At 36.4% G+C, this 23,481-nt stretch carries 26 protein-coding genes and 1 pseudogene; 19 read left to right on the top strand and 8 right to left on the bottom strand.

Annotated elements, in window-relative coordinates:
• Window positions 1-897 precede the first annotated feature (897 nt).
• The 4 genes from LDX58_RS22665 (at window position 898) to tatC (ending at window position 4,126) form a co-directional block, all read left to right on the top strand.
• A complete protein-coding gene (locus tag LDX58_RS22665) occupies window positions 898-2,523 on the top strand; it encodes a flavin monoamine oxidase family protein (protein WP_308017598.1) in 1,626 nt (541 codons plus the stop codon).
• A 40-nt stretch (window positions 2,524-2,563) separates the two neighbouring features.
• The gene (locus LDX58_RS22660) at window positions 2,564-3,103 is read left to right on the top strand and encodes a RidA family protein (protein ID WP_227939679.1); all 540 of its coding nucleotides are present in this window, start codon (window positions 2,564-2,566) and stop codon (window positions 3,101-3,103) included.
• A gap of 32 nt (window positions 3,104-3,135) precedes the next feature.
• Window positions 3,136-3,327, top strand: coding sequence for a twin-arginine translocase TatA/TatE family subunit (locus LDX58_RS22655; protein WP_227939677.1), 192 nt, complete (start codon window positions 3,136-3,138; stop codon window positions 3,325-3,327).
• 73 nt (window positions 3,328-3,400) lie between these two features.
• Window positions 3,401-4,126 carry a twin-arginine translocase subunit TatC gene (gene tatC, locus LDX58_RS22650; RefSeq protein ID WP_227939675.1) on the top strand — a complete coding sequence of 242 codons (726 nt, stop codon included), beginning with the start codon at window positions 3,401-3,403 and terminating at the stop codon, window positions 4,124-4,126.
• A gap of 41 nt (window positions 4,127-4,167) precedes the next feature.
• Here tatC and LDX58_RS22645 read toward each other — a convergent pair whose 3' ends face one another.
• Genes LDX58_RS22645 through LDX58_RS26860 form a run of 3 tightly spaced genes read right to left on the bottom strand, consistent with a single transcriptional unit; the run spans window position 4,168 to window position 4,689 of the window.
• Entirely contained in the window at window positions 4,168-4,464 is a 297-nt protein-coding gene (locus LDX58_RS22645) for a hypothetical protein (RefSeq protein WP_227939673.1), read from the bottom strand.
• A 14-nt stretch (window positions 4,465-4,478) separates the two neighbouring features.
• The gene (locus LDX58_RS26310) at window positions 4,479-4,625 is read right to left on the bottom strand and encodes a methyl-accepting chemotaxis protein (RefSeq protein ID WP_289623536.1); all 147 of its coding nucleotides are present in this window, start codon (window positions 4,623-4,625) and stop codon (window positions 4,479-4,481) included.
• On the bottom strand, window positions 4,594-4,689 hold the full coding sequence (locus LDX58_RS26860) for a methyl-accepting chemotaxis protein (protein WP_372459281.1): 96 nt from the start codon (window positions 4,687-4,689) through the stop codon (window positions 4,594-4,596). The genes LDX58_RS26310 and LDX58_RS26860 overlap by 32 nt, the downstream gene beginning before the upstream one ends.
• A gap of 1,039 nt (window positions 4,690-5,728) precedes the next feature.
• Between LDX58_RS26860 and LDX58_RS22635 the strand changes: the two genes are divergently transcribed.
• From LDX58_RS22635 to LDX58_RS22620, 4 genes are all read left to right on the top strand, one after another.
• Complete coding sequence (locus tag LDX58_RS22635; RefSeq protein WP_227939716.1) at window positions 5,729-6,634, top strand: tyrosine-type recombinase/integrase; 906 nt, start codon at window positions 5,729-5,731, stop codon at window positions 6,632-6,634.
• A 531-nt stretch (window positions 6,635-7,165) separates the two neighbouring features.
• Window positions 7,166-8,830, top strand: coding sequence for an ATP-binding protein (locus tag LDX58_RS22630; protein WP_227939671.1), 1,665 nt, complete (start codon window positions 7,166-7,168; stop codon window positions 8,828-8,830).
• Window positions 8,811-9,515: a response regulator gene (locus LDX58_RS22625; RefSeq protein WP_265416810.1), complete on the top strand. Its 705-nt coding sequence runs from the start codon at window positions 8,811-8,813 to the stop codon at window positions 9,513-9,515. Before LDX58_RS22630 ends, LDX58_RS22625 begins: the two co-directional genes overlap by 20 nt.
• Before the next feature lie 129 nt (window positions 9,516-9,644).
• Window positions 9,645-9,929 (top strand): hypothetical protein, encoded by a 285-nt coding sequence (locus tag LDX58_RS22620; protein ID WP_227939669.1) that lies wholly within the window; start codon window positions 9,645-9,647, stop codon window positions 9,927-9,929.
• A 238-nt stretch (window positions 9,930-10,167) separates the two neighbouring features.
• On the opposite strand, the gene LDX58_RS22615 is transcribed toward LDX58_RS22620, so the two are convergent.
• Entirely contained in the window at window positions 10,168-11,499 is a 1,332-nt protein-coding gene (locus tag LDX58_RS22615) for a CitMHS family transporter (RefSeq protein WP_227939667.1), read from the bottom strand.
• 1,166 nt (window positions 11,500-12,665) lie between these two features.
• Here LDX58_RS22615 and LDX58_RS26185 point away from each other — a divergent pair.
• The 6 genes and pseudogenes from LDX58_RS26185 (at window position 12,666) to katX (ending at window position 17,245) form a co-directional block, all read left to right on the top strand.
• Entirely contained in the window at window positions 12,666-12,905 is a 240-nt protein-coding gene (locus LDX58_RS26185; protein WP_265416809.1) for a hypothetical protein, read from the top strand.
• Window positions 12,833-13,309 (top strand): annotated as a pseudogene (locus LDX58_RS22610) (transposase); the annotation flags it as partial. The gene LDX58_RS26185 and the pseudogene LDX58_RS22610, both read left to right, overlap by 73 nt.
• Before the next feature lie 406 nt (window positions 13,310-13,715).
• Window positions 13,716-13,853 (top strand): hypothetical protein, encoded by a 138-nt coding sequence (locus tag LDX58_RS22605; RefSeq protein WP_227939664.1) that lies wholly within the window; start codon window positions 13,716-13,718, stop codon window positions 13,851-13,853.
• 499 nt (window positions 13,854-14,352) lie between these two features.
• On the top strand, window positions 14,353-14,904 hold the full coding sequence (locus tag LDX58_RS22600) for a hypothetical protein (protein ID WP_227939662.1): 552 nt from the start codon (window positions 14,353-14,355) through the stop codon (window positions 14,902-14,904).
• Window positions 14,905-15,003: 99 nt separating this feature from the next.
• Window positions 15,004-15,366 (top strand): group I truncated hemoglobin, encoded by a 363-nt coding sequence (locus LDX58_RS22595; RefSeq protein WP_227939660.1) that lies wholly within the window; start codon window positions 15,004-15,006, stop codon window positions 15,364-15,366.
• Window positions 15,367-15,655: 289 nt separating this feature from the next.
• Window positions 15,656-17,245, top strand: coding sequence for a catalase KatX (katX, locus tag LDX58_RS22590; RefSeq protein WP_227939658.1), 1,590 nt, complete (start codon window positions 15,656-15,658; stop codon window positions 17,243-17,245).
• Window positions 17,246-17,401: 156 nt separating this feature from the next.
• Here katX and mobA read toward each other — a convergent pair whose 3' ends face one another.
• Together mobA and LDX58_RS22580 are read right to left on the bottom strand one after the other, a co-directional pair.
• Window positions 17,402-17,980 (bottom strand): molybdenum cofactor guanylyltransferase, encoded by a 579-nt coding sequence (gene mobA, locus LDX58_RS22585; protein ID WP_227939655.1) that lies wholly within the window; start codon window positions 17,978-17,980, stop codon window positions 17,402-17,404.
• Complete coding sequence (locus LDX58_RS22580) at window positions 17,977-18,471, bottom strand: MogA/MoaB family molybdenum cofactor biosynthesis protein (RefSeq protein ID WP_227939653.1); 495 nt, start codon at window positions 18,469-18,471, stop codon at window positions 17,977-17,979. The genes mobA and LDX58_RS22580 overlap by 4 nt, the downstream gene beginning before the upstream one ends.
• Window positions 18,472-18,580: 109 nt before the next feature.
• On the opposite strand from LDX58_RS22580, the gene moaA reads away from it, so the two are divergent.
• The 5 genes from moaA (at window position 18,581) to moaD (ending at window position 22,141) form a co-directional block, all read left to right on the top strand.
• Window positions 18,581-19,597, top strand: a complete 1,017-nt coding sequence (gene moaA, locus LDX58_RS22575) for a GTP 3',8-cyclase MoaA (RefSeq protein WP_227939651.1) — start codon at window positions 18,581-18,583, stop codon at window positions 19,595-19,597.
• Window positions 19,598-19,670: 73 nt separating this feature from the next.
• The gene (locus LDX58_RS22570; RefSeq protein ID WP_227939649.1) at window positions 19,671-20,954 is read left to right on the top strand and encodes a molybdopterin molybdotransferase MoeA; all 1,284 of its coding nucleotides are present in this window, start codon (window positions 19,671-19,673) and stop codon (window positions 20,952-20,954) included.
• Window positions 20,918-21,433, top strand: coding sequence for a molybdopterin-guanine dinucleotide biosynthesis protein B (mobB, locus tag LDX58_RS22565; protein WP_227939647.1), 516 nt, complete (start codon window positions 20,918-20,920; stop codon window positions 21,431-21,433). The genes LDX58_RS22570 and mobB overlap by 37 nt, the downstream gene beginning before the upstream one ends.
• A 5-nt stretch (window positions 21,434-21,438) precedes the next feature.
• On the top strand, window positions 21,439-21,915 hold the full coding sequence (locus tag LDX58_RS22560; RefSeq protein ID WP_227939645.1) for a molybdenum cofactor biosynthesis protein MoaE: 477 nt from the start codon (window positions 21,439-21,441) through the stop codon (window positions 21,913-21,915).
• Window positions 21,908-22,141, top strand: a complete 234-nt coding sequence (moaD, locus tag LDX58_RS22555; protein WP_227939643.1) for a molybdopterin converting factor subunit 1 — start codon at window positions 21,908-21,910, stop codon at window positions 22,139-22,141. Before LDX58_RS22560 ends, moaD begins: the two co-directional genes overlap by 8 nt.
• A 217-nt stretch (window positions 22,142-22,358) precedes the next feature.
• Here the strand turns inward: moaD and LDX58_RS22550 are convergent, their stop codons facing one another.
• Together LDX58_RS22550 and fdhD are read right to left on the bottom strand one after the other, a co-directional pair.
• Complete coding sequence (locus LDX58_RS22550; protein WP_227939641.1) at window positions 22,359-22,586, bottom strand: group-specific protein; 228 nt, start codon at window positions 22,584-22,586, stop codon at window positions 22,359-22,361.
• Window positions 22,583-23,392: a formate dehydrogenase accessory sulfurtransferase FdhD gene (gene fdhD, locus LDX58_RS22545; RefSeq protein ID WP_227939640.1), complete on the bottom strand. Its 810-nt coding sequence runs from the start codon at window positions 23,390-23,392 to the stop codon at window positions 22,583-22,585. The genes LDX58_RS22550 and fdhD overlap by 4 nt, the downstream gene beginning before the upstream one ends.
• Between the last annotated feature and the right edge of the window lie 89 nt (window positions 23,393-23,481).

Genomic DNA, 23,481 nt, shown 5'->3' with positions numbered 1-23,481 from the left:
TACGAGGTGGTTCTTGTGTGACGTCGCTGTCTCATATAAGAAGAACGTATCGGAACTTCTTTCATTTAGATAAGCGCTGGCAGTTTAGTGGGATTCGTTTAGCAGAGGATGTGTAATTTCTTTCTGGTTTATATATGAAACAAGAACACATTGAAAATCATTTCAATGTGTTCTATATGTTGTTTTTTACATGTTTGCAAATTATGGTGAATTTATACGCCGAACAAATGACAAAAATTGTAAATCTTGAATCTCTAGAATCTCTTTTCTTGATTAGTCAAATGACACTTTTAAAGTATAGGAGAAAAGGTGACAAGGTATTTTAGACGTAGATCCTTAAATGAACCTATATAAAACTAGTCTTAAAGTCTATGTAATAATTGATAGAATATTTTTAATAGTATAAAAGAACCTGAGGTCTACAAAGGCCGAATTAATGTACACGCCATTTAATCAGCTATTTCTAACTAGGAAAAAACAGGATATGCAACCAAATGACTATTTAACCTCTCATAAAAAATAGATTCCTTGATGAAATAACTAAACCTTTCTTTTAGGTCATCATACTCTATTTTTAAAAAAGGATCGTCTAGATAATAAAATAGCTACAGACTTTTTACATAGTCAGTCATTCGTGAAATATATTCCGAAAATGTGAAATACCTTGATAGAACTCCTTTTATTCTTCTTCCTTTCTACTTTCGATCCTCTTCCTTATACTAGGATAAACATCATTATGGAAGTAAATCTAACTGGGCAGTAAAACCTATAAATGGAAATAGAGGGAAAATTACGGAATATTATCTTACAAGACTACTAGTTTTAGAAAGAAAATAGCGGTATGCTTTTTTTGGGAACACCGCAAGATAAGATTCGCTAAAAAAGGAGGAATTGCTAGTGGCAAGTAGTAATGAAGGGATAAGCCTAACAAGGAGAGACTTTTTAAATCGGGTAGGAAAAGTGGGTGGTGCCGTTGCAGTTTTTGGAGCAATGGATACTCTTGGCCTTTTTGCTTCTCCAGTGTCAGCAAGTTCAAACTTTCAAGCACCTAAGAAGAGTGATCTAACCGGTAAGAAAATAGGCAAGAAGGTAGTGATTTTAGGGGCGGGCATTGCGGGATTGTGTGCAGCCTACGAGTTAAGTAAAGCAGGATATGACTGTCAAATTTTAGAGGCAAGAGATCGCTCTGGTGGGCGAAATTGGACCGTTCGTGGTGGGACAACGGAGACTGAAATCGGTGGTGTAGCACAAACGGCTCGCTTTGAAAAAGGGCAATATTTCAACGCAGGGCCTGCTAGGATTCCACAACACCATATCACCATAGATTATTGCAGAGAATTAGGCGTACCGTTAGAAGTTTTTACAAACACCAATGAAACAGCTTATTACTATCAGGAAAAAGTTGGTGCGCTTGCTAATAAAAAAATACGTAAACAAGAAATTAAAGCGGATATTCGTGGTCATGTATCCGAAATGTTAGCGAAAGCCGTTAATCAATCGGCATTGGACATGCCTTTATCTAGTGATGACGTTGAAAGGTTATTAGGTTATTTACAAAGAGAAGGAGATTTAAATGCTAGTTTCTCTTATACAGGGTCTGGTAGAAGGGGTTACAAAGAACTTCCAGGAGCAGGACTTACTCCAGGAACGCTCGATTCTATTAATTCCTTAAGTGATATTTTGAAATCTGAAATGGCAAATAACATCTCTTCAGAATATAGTTTTGATCAACAAGTACTCATGTTCCAGCCAGTAGGAGGAATGGACGCTATTCCGAAAGCTTTGGAAAGTCAATTACTTGGGAGAATAACGTTTGGTGCTGAAGTTCAGGAAATTAGACAAACGGGTGATGGTGTCCGAATTGTATATAAAGGTAAAGGCAATGGTGGGACAAAAGAAATTGCAGGGGATTATTGTATTTGTACAATCCCACTTCCCGTTCTTAAGAACATTCAAGCTGATTTCTCATCTGAAATGCAAAATGCTATTAAAAGCATTGGGTATGCTACGACAGGGAAAATCGGATTACAGTTCAAGAGTCGTTTCTGGGAAGATGAACGAATTTATGGTGGGATGACAACAACCAATATGGATATCTCACAAATTTGGTATCCGTCTTCTGGATATGGCACGAAGAAAGGCTTGCTTGTCGGCTATTATAACTTTGGAAGAAACGCCGTAACCTATGGGGATATGTCCTTGGCTAAGCGGGAAGCACAAGCCCTTGCACAAGGAGCAAAAATACATGACAAGTATCGTAGTGAGTTTGAAACTTCTTTCTCTTTAGCTTGGCATAAGATTAAGTATAACGAAGGTGGTTGGGCTTCTTATTCAGATTCTGATCGTAGAAACTACTATCCCATTTTAAATAAGCCTCAAGGGCGCATTTACTTAGCTGGAGAACATTTAAGTTATATGACGGGTTGGATGTCTGGTGCGTTTGAATCAGCTCGAATCGCTGTTAGCTCAATCCACGAAGAAGTGGTAAAGGGAAGTGATAGTGTCGCTTCAAAAGTCGGATAATTCATAATAATAGAATAAATAATAGAGGAGTGCAAAGTCAATGAAAAAAACAGCAAAAAAAATAGTCGTATCTGGATTGTTAGTATCTAGTTTAATGGTAGGGGCGACAGTAGGCGCAAGTAGTGAAAAAGCAGAGCTAATGAAAGGAAATGCTGTAAAGTTTTTTGGTAGTGCTGCATCATCCATTTCAAGTTCGGTAGCCATACCTCATAATTATAACACACTCTATTTTAGCGGGACTGTTCCGAGTGTTGTGGACCGTAATGGCGCTACCATTTATGAGCGCTATGGAGATACAGAAACTCAAGCCATTTCAATCTTGGAAAAATTTAAAGCAGATCTAGAGGGAAAAGGATTGTCCATGTCTGATATTACATATCTGCGTGTATACGTTGTACCAGATCCTGCATTAGACGGAAAAATTGATTATGATGGTTGGTTCAGAGCTTATGCTAAGTATTTTAATACAGATGAAAATTCTGTGAAAACAGCTCGTTCCACGGTTGGGGTAGAAGGGCTAGTACATTCTGATTGGTTAATTGAGATTGAAGCGGAAGTCGCTTATAAAGGCGGAAAGTAAGCCAATTGATGAAAAAAAAAGGAGGTACTGCTATGTTTCACAACATTGGAATTCCAGGGTTGGTGTTAATCTTAGTTATTGCTCTAGTTATTTTTGGGCCATCTAAACTGCCTGAAATCGGACGAGCCTTTGGTCGAACATTAACTGAATTCAAAAGCGCGACTAAAGAACTCGTATCAGGAGATTCAGAAGAAGAAACGAAACCAAAGGATGTAAAAAGCTAACAGAAGTGTTCTTTATAAGAAGGTGTAAACGACTGTTTACATCTTCTTATTCTTTAAAAAGGAAGTGATACTTATGGACACAACAGGAATGCAGTTAGAAGGTCACCTTGAGGAACTTAGAAAAAGGATTATTTTTGTATTAGTCACTTTTCTCATCTTAATGTGTATTGGATTTGTATTTGTTGAGGAGATTTATAACTGGATTATAAAAGCTGCAGATCAACCATTAACCATTTTAGGGCCAAGTGATATTCTTTGGATTTATTTTGTGCTAGCGGGTTCGTTTGCTATTATAGCGACAACGCCGATTGCTCTTTTTCAAATTTGGAAATTCATTAAACCAGCGATCTCAAAGGAAGAACAAAAAACAGTTGTTTTTTTTCTACCTTCTATATTAATCTGTTTTATCGTTGGAATTTCATTTGGCTATTTTGTTCTTTTTCCAAGCGTATTTGCATTTTTAAACACTTTAGCAACAGATCAACTTATTACGATGTACACGGCAGAGAAATACTTTAAATTTTTATTAAATTTAACGTTACCGATTGGATTCTTATTTGAGATGCCGATCGTAATTATGTTACTAACAAGATTAGGTATTTTAAATCCATTTATGCTTGCGAAAACGAGAAAAGTGGCTTATGTTATTTTAACTGTCGTGGCAACACTTGTAACACCACCCGATTTCATTTCAGCCATTATTGTCATGGCCCCCTTAATTCTCTTATATGAATTAAGTATATCGATTTCAAAGGTGGTTTATAAAAAACGATTAGTCCTATTAAAAGAAGCAAGTTAAGGGGTTATCCCAAAAGGTCTGTTTATCTCTTAAAGAAAATTTTATATTTTGAACCTTTTTATATCTTTTTCTAATTCTTCCGTTATATTGTTAAGCATAGTAATCGCTGAAGATATTTCTTGCATGGATACCGTTTGCTCTTCGATTGAAGCTGCAACTTGTTGGGTACTTCCTGATGTTTGTTGAGTAATAAGCGCTATGTTTTCAATTAATTTAACCATAATATGTGACTGATAATTTACCTCTATTACAGTACTTGTTACTTCTTGAGTTTGAAGTGATACTGTCTGAATGCCTTTGACGATATCTTCAAATGATTCACCTGTATTATGGACCATAAGGATACCTTTTTCTACTGTTTCTTTTCCATTGAAAGAATAGCGTTTTTTGTTTCATTTTGCATTTCTCTAATCAGCTCTTGAATATTTCCATATTCGATTCTAGATTGTTCAGCTAGCTTCAGGACTTCATCTGCAACCACTGAAAAAACCTTTTCCATGCTCACCTGCTCGAGCTGCTTCAATTGCTGCGTTTAAAGCTAATAAATTTGTTTGATCAGTAATTTGAGTAATGATTCCAATAATATTGCCAATTTATTGGATTTATCACCGAGTCTATTTATTAAACTTGATGTTTCTCTCACAGAATTTTGAATTTCTTTCATCTGCTCAATGATTTCTGTGAATATTTGTACACCACTATCAGCTGTTGTAGCTGATGAAGTACAGAAACTTGCGGAACAATCTCAACCATCTACAAAGAGTATCGCAGAGCTAATCTCATTCATTTAAAATGGTACAGAAGAATCAGCAAAGGTTATGGATGAAGTAGTAACAAATGCAGATGACTAATAACCTAATCACCAGTTATACTTAATAAGCCAAATGTGTATATACTCACCAACACCCCATGTGTTGCCACATACACTCTGGACATGTAGAATGAGGGAACATTATTTATTGGTAAAATGATCGCTGCATGGTTGCAAAAAAATGACCCGTAGAGGTTTTCTACGGGTTTTTCTTCTGAAATATAACTCAAAACCCTAAGGTATCTAAGGGAAATCACCCAATTAATTTGTCACAAAAACAACCACAAAAATTTGAAAAAAGTATTGACTTGACCAATGTTCTATCCAAATGACTATATAGTGATGTATTGATGGAGCTAACTTCATAAAATTTTGTTTGCAATTTTTCGTACTTACGGTAAGATATTATACATCATAGGTATTTAATAATCGTGTGGACAATTACATAACTAGCATTGACTTCTTAGAATAAAATACTTTAGTGACGGGCCTTTGGCGGAATTGGCAGACGCGCACGACTCAAAATCGTGTTCCTTCTGGAGTGCCGGTTCGACCCCGGCCACCGGTATTTATAAAAAGAAATAAACGCTATTATATCAACGTTTCTTACACTATGTAAGGAGCGTTTTTTGTTTTCTCTCAAATACTATTCTCACAAAAATATTTGTGTACTCAAAATCGTGTGCGTACCTGTCTAATAATAAGGAGGGATTAGAGAATGGTAAGAGAACAAATGAATTAACGAATGAGGAATTATCCAGTTATTAACATATCAAAAAGTTGTAAAGGAAATTGATTTCAAAGCAGCCTTATCTTTATTCGTAGATGGTTCTGAAATAAGGAATCTTAGACTACAAACGAGTCAATATTATAAAAATGAGTTGTCGGTGTTTTATAAAATACTTAGGGAACAAGACATTGATCCATCATCAGGTAATATAACTAAAGACCATATTAAAATAAATGTTATCCTTTATATGAAAAAAAGTGAATTGCAGACAGTAACAATTAACACTCGTTTGCGAGCCGTAAGAGCATTTTTTAATTTTCTTCATCGTGAAAGATACATCAAAAATAATCCACTGAGTGATATTAAATTACTCAAAGACCGTAGAAAGGTAGTTGAAACATTTACAAAGGAACAACTTCATGTGTTATTTAATCAACCGAATTTGCGTTCTTTTGTTGGAGTAAGGGATTATACTTTTATGCTATTGCTACTTGAAACAGGTATACGGGTGAGCGAATTAGAGGGAGTTTGTGTACAGGATATACTATGGAATGAGTCAAAACTCCACATAAGGAATACAAAGACATATAAAGAGCGTTTAGTACCTATACAATCAAAGATGAAAACTCAATTACAGAAATACATTCAACTACGTGGAGTAATGGAAACGGATGCTCTATTTGTAACTCTTGATGGTAAACAAAAGTCAAAAAGACAATTCCAAAACAGAGTAACTTTTTATGGGAAACAAGCAGGTATTAAAGGAGTTAGATGCTCTTGCCACACATTTAGACATACTTTTGCTAAACTAAGCGTTAAGAACGGAGCAGGTATATTTGAACAACAGCAGATACTTGGACATACCTCAATGGAAATGGTAAGGGTGTACATCAATTTGTTTAGCGACGATGTAATGGAGAAACATAAAATATTTTCGCCATTAGTGAATCTAAGTGTTAAAATGTAAAGACTTACGGATGCCACTCCGTTGCTCGCTCCTTCCTATGACAATCAAAGAATTGACTGTAAAAAGCTCTTTCACTATTTGTGGAAGAGCTTTTATCATTCATAGTATAAATTGAACGGTAATTTATGCATTAAAACAGGTCATTTTTTACAAACGTGTCGGAATTTCCGCACTGAATTTAAGCATCAAGAGTATTCAGAAGTTATGCATTAAAAAAAAGCAGAGATTACCGAGTATAAAACAAGAGTAAGGAAGCTCATCGGATTAGGAGCACCGAAACAAAAGGCATACGAATGGGGAAATTCAAGGAAGAAATATATGGTCCGAATGGTGTATAGTATGTGAGGCTTGGGACACGAAATTAAACGTAATGAACAAAATAGAATTTATTATCAAAATGTTTATGATACCTATATAGTCATATACATTTAATGAAAGATAACTCATATTCCGTTAACTTTAAATATTGTGAGGGTAGCAAAGGTATTGAGTAGATTCAAAAGGTTAATATCGATAGGAAAGGAGCATCCTATGATACAGAATAATAAAAAATTTCATTTATTAAATACACTACCAACCTATCGATTTACGCTGTTAACGAAAATGATTGTACTAATCTGTGCGTTAATTATTCTTATGCTAGTCTTTTTAGGAATGTATACAAATACAAAGTACTCGGAAACATTGGTCGAGCAAATTGGGATTCGAGCTCTTAATGTTGCCCAATCTGTATCGGAAATACCTGAGGTCAAAGAAGCATTTTTTACCGAACATCCATCTGAAATTATTCAGCCGATTGCTGAAGCGATACGAATAAAAACCGAGTCTGAGTTTATCGTTGTTGGAAATCGAGAAGGGGTACGCTATTCACATCCGCTTAATGGGCGAATAGGGAAAATAATGGTCGGTGATGATAATGAACGTGCGTTATATTTAGGAGAATCATATGTATCAGAAGCGACTGGTTCACTTGGCCCATCTATTCGAGGGAAAGTACCTGTTTTCTCAAACGATGGAGAGATCATTGGTGTTGTTTCAGTAGGATTTTTAATTAATGATATTGAAATGACGATTGGAACTTATGTGACTGAAATTTGGTATTGGATTATCATATGTATCCTTATAGGAATCATTGGAGCAACGTTAATCTCACTTCATGTTAAAAATTCTATCTTAGGCCTTGAGCCTGATGAAATTGGACGACTTTTTCAAGAGAGAGAAGCGATCTTTCAGTCAATCCATGAAGGTATTATCGCTGTCGATAAAAAAGGTCGTGTTACAATGTGTAATCAAAATGCAGCTAAAGTATTGAACATAGATGAGGAGAAAGTCAAAGGTAAAAATATAAAGGATTTAGTAGCTCATACACAAATTATGGAGGTGCTGGAAACAGGACAAGCCCAATATAATCAGGAGTTATGGGTAAATAACGAGCTATTTATCTTAAATCGTGTTCCTGTATACTATGATCAACAATTAAGGGGGGCTGTTTCGACTTTTCGAAATCGAACTGAAATAGAGAAGCTTGCTGATGAAATGTCTAAGGTAAAACAATATTCCGAAGCCCTCCGTGTGCAAACACATGAATTTTCAAATAAATTATATACGATCTCAGGTTTATTGCAATTAGATAAAACCAAAGAGGCCATCGGATTTATCAACAAAGAAAGCAAAAAGCAACAGGAGTGGATTCATTTTTTAATTCATAGTGTGGGAGATTCATATGTGAGTGCGGCTTTATTAGGAAAGCTAAACCGAGCTCATGAACTTGGGATTAAAATGACGATCAATTCTAATAGTGAACTTATTTCGCCACTAACGGAACAACAAAGAGAAGGATTAGTAACGATACTTGGAAATTTATTAGAAAATGCATGTGATGCCGTTAAAGAGTCAGAAAATGAGCCGCATATTACGATCTTTTTTACTGACATAGGTCATGAGATTCTCTTTGAAATTGAAGATAGTGGATTAGGTATCTCTGATGGGGATCTACAAAAGTTTTTTACAAAAGGTTTTACGACAAAAAAAGGTTCACATCGGGGAATAGGGCTGGCTTTAGTTCAGCAAATTTTAAAAGAACTAGACGGTTATTTAACACTAGAATCAAGTGATCTTGGTGGTACTTGTTTTATTTTAACGATTCCTAAAGTGAAGGAACTGGAGGAGGGTAACAATGATAAACAAGCTATATAACGTGTTAATTATTGAGGATGATTTTCGTGTAGCAAATATTAATAAACAGTTTGTAGAAAAGGTTGAAGGCTTTCAAGTTGTTGGAATTGCTAAAACAGGTAATGAAGCACGTACCTATCTTGAAGAGGCTGGTGTGTTACCAAATCTTATTTTATTAGATGTTTATATTCCTGATGTAGAAGGATTGGATCTGATGTGGGATATCCGTAAAAGGTATCATAGTATTGACATAATTATGATTACAGCCGCCAAAGAAGTAGAAACGATTGAACAGACGTTACGCGGTGGAATTCTTGATTATATTATAAAACCAATCAATTTTAATCGGCTTAAGCAAACGCTTGAAAGTTATATAGAAAAACAGAATCGCTTTGAAAGTAAACAAGAAATGACACAAGTGGAACTTGATACTTTGAGAGGAATAACAGCAACAGTTGTAGAAAAAGGTCAAAAAGCTTCTGTACTTCCAAAAGGTATTGATCGACTAACTCTTGAAAAGATCGTTTCTGTGCTGCGAGAAAGTTACAAAGAAGGATTTACTGCGGTGGAAGTCGGAAAAGAAATAGGGGCGAGTCGATCTACGGCGAGGCGCTATTTAGAGTATTTGGTGGCAATCGAACAAGTAAAAGCGGAGTTAATCTATGGTGATGTAGGTAGGCCTGAGCGTCGTTATGTTATAACGTGAACATTATAAGCAAAACGAACTTTTTTGACAGTATTCAATTTATTTCCATATACTTTCAATCTTTACTCCCTCTATGGTAATTTGTTATTGTACTTTGTATCGTACACTAATAGAGAGGTGTGTTAAAGAATGGAAATCCATAATTTAATCGATTCAAAACAGTACTTCGTAGATCAAACAAAAATGAATTATTATGTGGTTTATGAAAAGTTTGAAAACATTCAAGCTATTTTCAAAGACAACAAAGTTGAAGAAAATAATCGAAGAACGGAAGAAATCATCCATATATTCTACGGTAATGATAAAGCGAATTCCCTACGTAGTATATACAGTTATCTGCTCGATCTAAAGAAGAGCTCGATTAATGATACACTTAAGACCATACAAGAACAGCATAAAGAAATATTTAAGTAATAGAAGGATGTAGAATTGGGAGTAGAATAATCTACTTCCAATTTCTTTTATGCTATATAAATGACTTATTTTGACTTCCGTTTCTTTTTTTTAGGATGAAGTCGGAAATGATACAATTTGCATTCAAGTTTAATAACAATCTAGAAAATAAGTTGGAGCGTAACAAGGGCTTGTTTGATCAGTACCTTTAAACAAAAAAAACTTCTCTTGAGTTCTATTTAACTCAAGAGAAGTTTTTTTATATCCCAATAATTCCAATAAAGATTGCAACTGCCAATAATACTAAACTAAAACCCCAAACCCATAGTAGTGAGTAACGAATATGTTTACCCATCTCACATCCTGCTAAGCCAAGTGCTAACCAAAGTGCTGGTGAAAATGGGCTTACAAATGTTCCAATAATATTTCCGATAATCATTGCATAAGCAGCTGAGTACGTATCAACACCATAACTTGTAACAATTTGTTCTACTACTGGTAGTAACGCGAAATAATAGGCATCAGTGTTTAAAATTAATTCAAATGGGACACCGAGTGCACCAATAATAAGGTGTAAATAAGGGATAATAAAAGTTGGTAATATTTTTACCATATCAACAGCAATCGAATCTAGCATTCCAGTACCGCTTAATATTCCTAAAAAAGATCCTGCAGCTAGGATAATACTAGCCATAAGAAGGGCGTTAGATGCATGTGCTTTTATACGATCCATTTGATCACTAACTTTAGGGTAATTTAAAGGTAGAGCGATACTGAGAGCAATCATAAATACAAACCCAGCGGGGATAATTCCCCATACTAACATTACGATCATCCCTAATGTTAATAATAAGTTAACCCATAGTAGCTTTGGTCGTGCTAAGGACTGATCTTTTTCTTGCAAATGTGAATCTTGTACAGTTAGTTCTTTGGCAGCAGCAACCTGCAAATAAACGTCTTTTGTTTCAGTTTGTTTAGCAATACGGCGTTTTTCACGTAATCCTAAAATAAATGCCATCCCTACTAATAAAACAAGTCCAATAATTTGTAATGGAATCAATGGTCTCCATAATTCTGTTGGATCGGTACCGAGTACAGCAGCAGTACGTCCAAGTGGTCCAGCCCATGGAAGCATATTTAAGATACTTGCACTCGTTCCTACTAATAAAAGAAGTAAGTATGGGCTCATGTTTAAGCGTTTATATAATGGCAGTAATGCTGGTATTGTTATGAGGAACGTTGATGCCCCTGAACCATCTAGATGTGCAATTGCGGCAATGATTACCGTCCCAACAGCTACGGCGATCACATTCCCTTTAGAAATGGTAATCATTTTGTTAATAATAGGATCGAATAGTCCTACATCTGACATAATCCCAAAAAAGAGAATAGCGAAAATAAACATAATAACAACATTGATAACTCGATCTATCCCTTCGCTAAAAAAGCCACCAATTTCAGCAATCCCAAAACCTGCTACTAGAGCACCTAATATGGGGACTAGAACTAACCCAATGATCGGAGAAATACGTCCCTTCAGAAGTAGTATGACTATCGTTAAAATTGTTATAAATCCAATGATGCTTAGCATAAATTTCTTCCCCTTTCTTATGAAAAAACGTAAAAAGAAGGAAATAAGAAAACGATTACCTGATGAATGAAACGCTTTCAATAGTAATCAAAAAGTATTCCTCTTTTTCGAAGTCTCTAATATATTTAATAACTTACCATACCAAAATAGGGGGAGATAGTTTATTAAAATAAGTTAAATATTGTTTAAAAAAGTAATATTGTTCATTTTGTTTTCCTGTTATGAAGTTGGAGTTTTTGATAGATTTACAGAAAAAGTGGAGGTTCAAAAGGGTAGAGAATGTTAGAAAACGATAAAAGAAGTTAGTACAATGAAAAATTCGGAAAGATTGTTAATAGTTGAACTAGTAGAAATCTTGTTCAATTGTTGCTAAAAAAAGAGTTGCTCATGGAACAATGTGAACAGCTAGAAGTAAAGTAGCCATACGCTAATGGCCATAAGATACAAAAAACCACGTAGTTCCTACGTGGTTTTTAACTGTTGTGCGCCCAGCATGGCTGCAATCTTTAGGGTGAAAGTCCCGAGCCGTGAAGGCAGAAGTAACGGTTAGCTTAACGCAAGGATTTCCATGGTGACGTGGAATCTGAAGGAAGCGAGCAGCAAACTTCCGGTCTGAGGAACACGAACTTCATATAAGGCTAGGTGTACTTGGGTGAGACTACAACACAAGTCAAAGTCCTTACTGTCAAAGGGTATATAGAGTAAATGAAGCAAGGACATGGGGAGGAAGAATGTGCGCTTACCCTGGGAGGTCTGACAGAGAAGCGATATTCTTATCGTAAGCGGACGTATGAAACATCCGTTGAACTGTCAGAACTCAGCAGAAGCCATAGTACCAGTAAAGCTTGGAAGGGCTGAACCCAAAGGAGTGTGAAATACCCTCAATGTTTATCGTCACTCAAAGAAACAGATGTCTACAAAGAGCTCCATATGGAATAAACAGTGAACCCAGTTGAAAACCGTAGAAGTGTTGAGAGTGGATGATAAGCAAGGAGACAGAAAAGCATAACGGTCAATGAAAGAATACTCATTGACCGTCTGACTTTGGGAACGGCCGTATACGGACCTGTACGTCAGTCTGTCTAACAATTATTAATAATTTTTGTTTTTTTGCATGAAAATGGATGTCTTTTGTCGAATCTCTATATCAAAGGAGATGAGTGTGTATGCCTTATATCGAAGGTGAAGATAGACATCAAATTTATTTACTGTCAAATACGTTGGACGACTTTGTAGATGAAGAAAATCCTGTCCTAGTTATCGATGCTTACGTCGGGGTTATGAGTTACCTTTCAAATGGAATGGAAAACAAAATGGGAAAGAGTATAGGCGTTACACTTGTACAAGCTTCGATATTTGCGGACAAAAAGAGTCCTGCACCTCTGCCAAAGGAGGAAGAGCGATAACTAGATTAAAAGACGAGGAAGTGATCGAACAGATTACGGAAAAAACATGTAGTCAAAGTGATATTTATAAGCAAAGAGCTGCGATAGTTGAGCATCCTTTTGGGACGATGAAACGTCACTGGGGCTATACATACTTTTTAACACGAGGGTTGGCATCAGTAGGTACTGAGACCAATCTAATTTGTCTTGCCTATAATTTCAAGAGAGTGATTAAAATAAAGGGAGTAAAGGAGCTCATACGTCTCATCAGAGACCGAACTCGTACAAAATTTCTATGCACAATGTTTATTCGAGTAAAATTGTATAAATCCCGCTTTACAGCTTGCATAAACAACCAATTGTTAGACAGACTGACGTGCAGCTTTCATCGCATACGGCGTTCCATCTTATCTATGTTTTATTAATCAATAAGTTCCAAATTACTCATTTTACGAAGTTTGTTTACCTTCTCTATCTCAATTGGTTTGAGATGGAGAATTTTTTTAGAGTGCTAATCGTCTCGTGTTGGGTTACGTGAACTAATCTGTGAATTTCCTTGTGAAGAATACATAGGTTATTAAATTTGTCTCTTTCTCCAAGACTTAGCGGTATTTTGTGATGACAGTGAGCTTCATTTGCATGAAGAAAATTACTTGTTAGCTGCTTTTCTATGCTCCCGATGTGCTTTAGAGTTAGTCTTGACTAGAAAAGAAGATATTTAAGAGTTATGAACCTGGTAATTTGATTCACTTTGCATTCCATTCAATAAAAGAAACCTCTGAATGTCGTGCGTTAAATCGCTATATAGGAGGGAGAATAGGAGATAACGAAGTGTTTATGAAAAAGGAATTGAAAGACTTTATTAAAGATAGGGGAATTCAATTAATTGGTTATTGTGATGTGAAGCAACATCTACCAGCCAGTCCATATTTGAAGGATAACGAAAATACTGTAATAGATGAAAAGTAATCTAGATAGTAAGCATTATTATGAACTTCACCAACAAAAAATGTGTTGCCACATGAACTCTCGATACACTGAGTTTTGTGCGTTTATGGAGATAAATAATCAGCAGATGTCTCGAGAACCGTCTACCGGTTCTCGAGACATCTGCTTTTTTTAATGCGATTAATGATCGATTCTTAAGAGTTAGTCGTTAAAATCTATAATTTCAGTAAGTTAACACTAATCATTAATCGGTTTACTAAAGGCATTAATTAATTCATCGTATTTCTCTTTTGAAAGATTTTTCAAGCGATGCAGTTTATTTTGATCTCTGATTTTATTTGATACGCTCGTGTACCTAGTTCGAGTATAGAGGACATTAGATGACAAAGTTAGAAAAGGAAATTTTTTGTGCTAGAATAGTTATGGTAATTGAGGACAAATGAATTTTAGTTAGTTAATTAGGAGCTAAGGCGATTATGTTGCCTTATGTATTAGACTATTACGAAGGGAGTTACAAAAAGTGAACACCACAATACAGTTGTATTTTGATAACCTGAAATCAACAGATAAAGACCTCCAATATGAAGCCTACCAACAAATTATGTTAGCAACTGAAGAAAAGGTAGACTGGGCTTATGATGTTTGGGGACAACTGAAAGAGGATTTAATAGATGCAGACCCTCACAACAGGTCAAGAGCTGCTCAATTTCTTTGTGGTTTGGCGAAAAGTGATCCTGAGAAAAGGATATTGAGCGATTTTTCAGCTGTTTGGGAAGTGACAATGGACAAGAAGTTTGTTACGGCTAGACATAGTCTACAATCAACCTGGAAAGTGGGACTAGCTGGTCCAGAGCAAAAAGAAATGGTTGTACATAAGCTTGTTGACCGGTTTAATCAATGTGCTAATGAAAAAAATCACACCTTGTTTCGTTATGATATCATTCAAGGTCTTAGGAACTTATTTGATCAACTAAAAGACGATGAAATTAAAAACAAAACCTTAGATTTAATTGATCAAGAAGAAGACAGCAAGTATAAAAAGAAGTACGCAGCTGTATGGAAGAAGGCGTAAAGGAAGAGATCGAACAAGATCCTTTCAATACATAACGAATAAATAACAAGGATTCTGAGGAAAATACTACTATAAATATTTAAGAGAGAGTGAAGATTTATGGAAGAAAAACTTTATGAAAAACTTGGTGGGGAAGAAGCAATTGCAAAAGTTGTGGACTATTTTTACTCAGAATTGGTTCTCAGGGATGATACAGTTAATCAGTTTTTTGAAAATACAGATATGGAAAAACAAAAACAACATCAAACAAAATTTATTAGTTTTGCGTTAGGTGGCCCTAATCAATATACTGGACAATCTATGGGAAAAGTGCACAAGGGAATGAACCTGCAGCCAGCCCATTTCGACGCTATTGTAAAACATCTTCATGATGCTCTTGCTCACTTTGAAGTAAATGAAGCGGATATAGACAACGCCTTAAGCAAAGTCGCTTCACTAAGAGACGATATATTATATAAGTAACTGCGTAATTAGTAACTGTAGTTAAACGAACGGTCCGTAATCATCTTTAAAGAGCTGAGGTATATCCCTCAGCTCTTTTTTAATGCTATTACCTTTTTGAGAAGGCATTATATTTATAAATTTGTTAAATGGTAGGAGTTTAGAAGGTTACATGCTTGTGATTAGGTGATGTTCATTTACTAGCTACGGGTTACGGGTGCCACGTTTTAATATTGTTTTTTTGAGTTGTGTTTTGATACTTCCACTGACGGACATAACTGGTAACTGAGATAGAAAAGGAGGGAATACCTTGAAAGACGATAAAGATTTAAACAAGACGAATCAAACTGAAGATACCCTGACGAACAGACAAGGACATCCCGTAACCAATAATCAGAATGTCCGTACAGTTGGGAATCGCGGTCCAACTACGTTAGAAAACTATGACTTTTTAGAGAAGATTAGTCATTTTGATCGTGAGCGTATTCCAGAGCGAGTCGTTCATGCACGTGGTGCTGGGGCACATGGTTATTTTGAGGCGTATGGGACAGTTGGAGAAGAACCAGTGTCTAAGTATACAAGGGCGAAACTATTTCAAGAAAAAGGCAAGCAAACGCCGGTTTTTGTTCGTTTTTCTTCTGTTGTACATGGTGGACATTCGCCAGAGACATTACGTGATCCAAGAGGGTTTGCGGTTAAGTTTTACACAGAGGATGGGAACTGGGATTTAGTTGGTAATAACTTGAAGATATTCTTTATTCGCGATCCATTAAAATTCCCAGATCTTGTACATGCCTTTAAACCAGATCCTGTAACGAACATCCAAGATGGCGAACGTATTTTTGATTTTGTATCCAATTCACCTGAAGCCACACATATGGTTACTTTCTTGTTCTCGCCTTGGGGTATTCCAGCGAACTACCGAATGATGCAAGGTTCGGGAGTTAATACATATAAATGGGTAAACAAAGAAGGGAAAGGAGTTCTTGTTAAGTACCATTGGGAACCAAAGCAAGGAATTCGTAACTTGACTCAAGAGGAAGCAGATGAAATTCAAGCAAAGAATTTTAACCATGCTACTCAGGATTTATATGAGGCCATTGAAAAAGGTGAATATCCAGAGTGGGAGCTTTTTGTGCAAATTTTAAGCGATGATGATCATCCGGAATTAGACTTTGATCCACTTGATCCGACTAAGCTTTGGTATAAGGAAGTTGTTCCTTGGCAGCCAGTTGGAAAAATGGTTTTAAATAAAAACCCAGAAGATTACTTTGCAGAAGTCGAACAAGCTGCGTTTGGAACAGGGGTACTGGTTGATGGTTTAGATTTTTCAGATGATAAATTATTACAAGGAAGAACGTTTTCTTATTCTGATACACAGCGCTATCGTGTTGGCTCTAATTATCTACAACTACCAATTAACTCACCGAAAAAAAATGTTGCAACTAATCAACGTGGTGGGCAAATGGAATATCAAGTAGACAAGGGCCCACATCAAAATCCACATGTGAACTATGAGCCTTCAACATTGGGTGGCTTGAAAGAAGCGAAAAACCCTGGAAAAGAGCATACGCCGTATGTTGAGGGAGAACTTAAGCGTGAGACTATTGATCGGACCAATAATTTTGGTCAAGCAGGAGAGACGTATCGCAGATTTTCTGATTTTGAGCGTGAAGAGTTAATTAAAAACTTAGTTAATGCATTGGCTCCATGTGCGAAGGTAATTAAAGATCAAATGGTTGAGAACTTTACTAATGCTGATCCTGAGTATGGCAAGCGAGTCAAGGAAGGTTTAGCTGCAAAAAAGAAAGAAATGGAATCAGGTCCAATAGGATCAACGAAAACGGAAGAAGCTGTTCAACAGGCTCAAGATATCAGTCATCCATCAGATCCATATTAAAAAACATCCCCAAAACAACGCATCGATACTTATTGATGCGTTGTTTAAGTTGAGCTTACCAAGTTTAGTGGTTATATTGTGTTTTGTGTATATATTTGAGATCTTGTGCAATTATTAATGACTTTATTGCAATTAATTAAAATCTCATGCAATTAGTTACTTTTGCTCTCTCTTCCAATCTTCCTGGTTGTTAATATTGATAAATTCTCTTTGATTATCAGGAAATTGGACCCATTTTACATTTACTTGTTGTAAAAGAGGTCTCATGCTTTTTTTGTTCTGAGAGAGAATCTCCTGCGCAACAGGCAAGCAGCGTTTATGATAAAGAGCGAGCAATGGTTGTTCTTTTTCTCCGGCTATTGGTATAATCGCATCAACAGTGAAATTGTCTGTGTAATTGATTAGCGAACGAACGAGTTTTGATGTAACAAAGGGAATGTCAGCTGCTAAGACAAAGAACCAATCGGCATCTTCAATCGATTCAAGCGCATGAGTTAAAGCATGTAGGGGTCCATTGTGTTTTTGTTCTTCGATTAGAATTGAAGCTACACTGTCGTCAAAAGAAGAGGCAAGTAGCTCATTGGTTACAATATAAATGGATGAAATGCTACTACTATTATTAAGGGCATTTACACTGTGTTGATAAAAGGGTAGGCCTTTATAAAGCTCAAACATCTTTGCTTTCCCATAGCGCAAAGACTGTCCTCCTGCTAAAATAACCCCAACTACTCTCATTTTTTTACTAACTCCTCTACAAAATGGGGGAGGGTAGGTAGAATAAGCTTGTTGATAGCAAGTTTAACGGCATTTGTTGAACCTGGTAGAGCATAAATCGCCGTTGTACCAATATTTCCAGCAACCGCGCGGCTGAATAACGCTTTTGGCCCGATTTCCTCGTAACTTAACATCCGAAAAAGTTCGCCAAATCCATCCATTTTTTTATTTAACAATTCTGTTATAGCTTCATATGTAACATCTCTTGGAGAGAAACCAGTTCCACCATTTAAGATGATTGTTTGTATGGTTGAATCAGCAACCCAATCTTTTATAATTGTTTGAATCAGTGGGAGTTCATCAATTACCACTTTATAATCGATTATTTGATGATTTTTAGATTCAAGTAGGGATTTAATCGTTTGTCCACTGCGATCGTTTTCAAAATTTCTAGTATCAGAAATCGTTAATATTGCAATATTTACACAATTGGAATTAGTTAAATGATGCATACTATTAATTCACCCTTCCTTTTTATGTTAGAATGATTAATTATAACTATACAATGAATCGTTCCAAAAAACACTGAATATGGAAATGAACTAATGGGAAGGGGTGTGAATGGAAATGAAAGATATAAGTGATAAGTACCTGCGACCATTACAAGATTTGCGTATTTCGATAATGGACAAGTGTAATTTCCGCTGTTCCTATTGCATGCCATCAGAAGTATTCGGTGAAGATTATGTGTTTATGAGAGAAGAAGAACTTCTCTCATTCGACGAAATTGAAAGATTAGCAAAGCAATTTACATGCTTAGGAGTCAAAAAGATTCGATTAACAGGTGGTGAACCTCTGCTTCGAAAAAATGTTCCCCATCTCATTAAACGGTTAGCTACAATAAAAGGAATTGAAGACATCGGCTTGACTACAAACGGTGTCTATTTGGTAAAACAAGCGAAGGCATTAAAAGAAGCCGGACTCTTGAGGGTAAATGTCAGTCTTGATGCTTTAGATACTACGATTTTTCAAAAAATGAATGGAAGAAACGTCACATCCACAGTTGTACTAAAAGGGATAGAAGCAGCTTTATCTGCTGGTCTAGAAGTGAAAATTAATATGGTAGTAAGAAAAAATGTTAATGACGGTGAAGTTGTGAAACTGGCAGCTTATTGTAAGGAAAAAAACATCACGCTACGTTTTATCGAATTTATGGATGTCGGTCAGACGAATGGATGGGATTTTTCTCAAGTCGTGACGAAAAGAGAACTGTTGGAAGAGATTTCTAAAATCGCACCTTTAGAAGAAGTAGAGAAAGACTATCTTGGTGAGGTAGCCACTAGATATAGATATCAAGGAACGGACACAGAAATTGGAATCATTTCATCGGTTTCTGATACATTTTGTGGGAATTGTACAAGAGCTCGAATTTCAGCTGATGGAAAGATCTATACGTGTTTGTTTGCTGAAGGTGGATTTGACTTACGTGCTTTAATTCGATCAGGAGCTTCGGATTATCAGATAAAGCAGAAAATCACTGAGATTTGGAGCAACCGTGCTGATAAATATTCAGAAGAACGAACAGAGGAAACTGTGAAAAACAGGAAAAAAATTGAAATGTCTTATATAGGTGGGTAGAATAATGCAAGGGATTAACCCTTGCATTATTCTTAGTTCTTCCTAAAAATACATAGTAAGAGGAGTGTGTCTAATGGTAGAAAAGCGAAAGCCAATTCCGGTTGAAGAAGCCGTTTCAAGAGTGATGAAATACAAGACAATAGCTACTAAAGAGACCGTTGCTATTGAGGATTCATTTGGGAGATGTTTAGCAGAAGATTTAATCGCATCACATGATGTTCCTGCGTTTGATCGATCTCCGTATGATGGTTTTGCCATTCGGGCTGAAGATACAAAAGAAGCTACGGCAGATCATCCTGTTCGATTTGAAGTAATAGGTGAAATCGGAGCTGGGTATGTATTTGAAGAAGACGTTAAGCCTTTTCAAGCCGTTAGAATTATGACAGGTGCTCAAATACCACAAGGCTGTGATGCAGTTGTAATGCTCGAGCTTGTGAAGGAACTTGAAGGAGAACCTACGATTTTAATCAAACGTTTATTAAAAAAAGGAGACAACATTTCTTATCAAGGTGAGGACATGGAAAAGGGAACGGTTTTAATTAAAAAAGGGACGCAGATTAACCCGGGTATTGTGGCTTTGCTTGCTACATTTGGTTATTCAAAGGTACTGGTTGCAAAAAAGCCGGTAATAGGTGTGATTGCAACCGGAACTGAGTTGTTAAATGTCGACGAACCGCTTGCTCCTGGTAAGATCCGCAACAGTAATGCTTATATGATCATGGCACAAATTGAGAGAGCAGGCGGACAAGCTAAGTACTTGGGTAAGCTAAATGATGATTTTGATGCTTGTCTTGCCGCAACAAAACAGGCTCTTTCCGAAGTGGACATGTTAATTACAACAGGTGGCGTTTCGGTGGGTGACTATGATTATGTTCCAGCTATTTTAAAAGAATTAGATGCAGAAGTTCTATTCAACAAAGTAGCGATGAGACCTGGAAGTGTGACAACTGTTGCGAATTTGGGTGAAAAAATGATTTATGGTCTTTCTGGAAATCCATCGGCTTGCTATGTAGGCTTTGAGTTATTTGTCAGACCGATGCTGCGTCAAACTCTATTTAATGATTTTCCACATCTTAAGAAGACGAAAGCAACGCTTGGAGTAGACTTTCCAAAACCGAATCCGTTTATGAGATTAGTTAGATCAAGAGTTGATTATCTAAATGGTCAATTAATGGCTTCTCCTTCAGGCGTTGATAAATCAGGAATTGTTAGTTCTTTAGGTGGTGCGGATTGTTTAATGTTATTACCAGGAGGTACTAGAGGGTATGAAAAAGGAATGGCCATCGATATACTCTTGTTAGAAGATACTCAGGGAAGTGAATGGCCGTGGAACGATATTGTCGCATCTTACAAGTAGTTGGTTACCAAAACAGTGGGAAAACGACGTTAATGGAAAAATTAATAAAAGGTTGCTCAGACAGAGGCTGGCAAGTTGCCTCGATCAAACACCACGGTCATAACATTGCTCAAAAAAGAGAAGGTTCGTTAAAAGATAGTGAAAGACATGAGCAGGCTGGTGCATTTTTGACTGCCGTAGAAGGCGGAGGGTCTTTGCAGATTCATATTAAAGACCAAGAATGGCCATTGCCGAAATTGATTCGATTGTATGAGTCATTTTCTCCAGATGTGATTTTGGTAGAGGGGTTTAAAAAAGAGAACTACTCAAAAGTTGTTTTGTTAAGAGGAGAAGAGGATATAAAGCTCTTAAGAGAGGTCGATCCCATTCTTTGCGCAATTACATGGAAACCTTTTAAGATTGAATCATTGGATTATCCGATCTATAATTTAAATGAATCTGCTAGCTATCTTGAATATATACTAAAAGAAATTGAGTGATAAACATGGATCAACTTCTATTTGAAATACAAGACACCCCGCTATCAATGGAGGAAATCGTTGCTAAAGTGACTCGTAGGGAATGCGGGGCTATTGCGACTTTTATCGGAACGGTTAGAGAACTAACACATGGAAAACGAACGCTTAAATTGGAGTATCAAGCGTATAAGCCGATGGCGATAAAAATGCTAGAGCAAATTGGTCAAGAAGTAGAAGCAAAGTGGCCAGGTGCGATGATTGCTATTACGCATCGCGTAGGTATGTTAGACATATCAGACATTGCTGTGATTATTGCCGTCTCAACTCCGCATCGCAAGGCAGCGTATGAAGCAAATGAATACGCGATGGAGCGCATTAAGGAAATTGTTCCAATTTGGAAAAAAGAGTTTTGGGAGGATGGGAGCAAGTGGATTGGTGATCAACTTGAAAAAACCTCTTACCCAAAAGGGGCACCAGAGATAGGAGGCCAGACCGATGATTAAAATTTTGTTATTTGCTGAGCTTCAGGAAGAAACTGGGGTTGATGAGATAAAAGTCGAGAGGGCTGGTATGACAGTAAGTGATCTAAAGAACTGGCTGTTAGAAGAGTACAATCTAACAACACTTGATAACACGATGATTGCGATTAATGAGAGTTACGCGAGTGAGTCAGACCTGTTAAAAGCTGGTGATACGATTGCTTTTATTCCTCCTGTGAGTGGAGGATGAATTTTCAAAAATCCGCTAACTAGATTGGTTAGCGGATTTTTTATTAAAAGATAGGAAAGTATTGAAATTTTAAATGAATACAGGATGGGTCTCGATGAAGTAGAAAGCCTACTCACGGGTGGCAATGGATCCACATGCTGCGCACCGAACAACAACAAAACCGCTGTCGTTCGGCCCAGTGATTCTAAGAAAAGACGACTAGCGCGATTCTTGTTATTTATCCAAGTAATTTATTTAGTTGTTGATTACGTTTTTCCTGCTCTTCGGATGTAGCTAAATCGTATTTTTTTAAAAGATGGAAAAGTTCATTTAATTCAAGCTGGGTACGTGTTGTTTCAAGAAACTTCTCAGATCGCATGTGAAGATCAGTTGGGAGAAATTCTTTTTGAGAGGTTAGCTTATTTTTAACATCTTCTAATGGATGATCAATCTTACATGAACTCACAAATATCGCTCCTTTTTGTCTAAAATAATTCGTTCAGGGTGAGAGTAAATATTAAAAGACCCACCTCTTATAAAACCTACAGCTGTAATATTTAAATCCTCTGCTAATTTGATCGCTAAATCTGTTGGGGCGGATTTGGATAACACAACCCCGACACCAATTTTAGCTGCTTTTGTTAATATTTCTGATGAGATCCTCCCACTAAAAACAAGAATCTTATCTTTAACAGAAATGCCGTTTAAAAGCGAGTGCCCATATAACTTATCTAGCGCATTATGCCTTCCGATATCTGAACGGCTAACAATTAGATCTTCAGGTGTACATAGTGCTGCGTTATGAACCCCACCTGTATTTTTAAAAACAAGACTATCCTCTTGCATTTTTTTCATCAGGTCTATACATTGTTGACTCGTTATGGTCGTTTTTACCATCGAAGTTTTTGCTGTTCGAACGTCATTTTGAAAGTAAAACTGTCTGCTTTTTCCGCAACATGAACCGATGAATCGTTTTGAGAAGTATTGTTGATTTTTTATTTCCTTTGAATGTAATTCAACATATGCAAAACCACGGTCAGCATCGATCTTCATGTCTTTAATTTCTTTTTTAAAACGAATAACGCCTTCAGAAGCCAAAAAGCCAATCACCATTTCATCAAGGTTTCTCGGACTACAAACCATCGTCGCAAATTCTTCATCATTTATATAAACAGTTAAAGGGAATTCAATGACAATGTCATCTTTTGTCTCGACAAATTGGTCTTGATTGTATCTATAAATAGATTTACTAATACTTAATGGTTCATTCATAAGCAGCCTCCTTCCTCTCTCAATGATTAACATATAATCATAGATTTTGGCTAGTGACAAGTTTTTATACGACTAAACTTCAAGTGTTA

Origin of the sequence: Alkalihalobacillus deserti (genome assembly GCF_020734105.1) — a bacterium.
In the GTDB taxonomy this organism is placed as follows: Bacteria; Bacillota; Bacilli; order Bacillales; family Bacillaceae_D; genus Halalkalibacter; species Halalkalibacter deserti.
The sequence above is the reverse complement of the archived record's forward strand: the minus strand, read 5'-3'. Positions and strand labels throughout refer to the sequence as shown.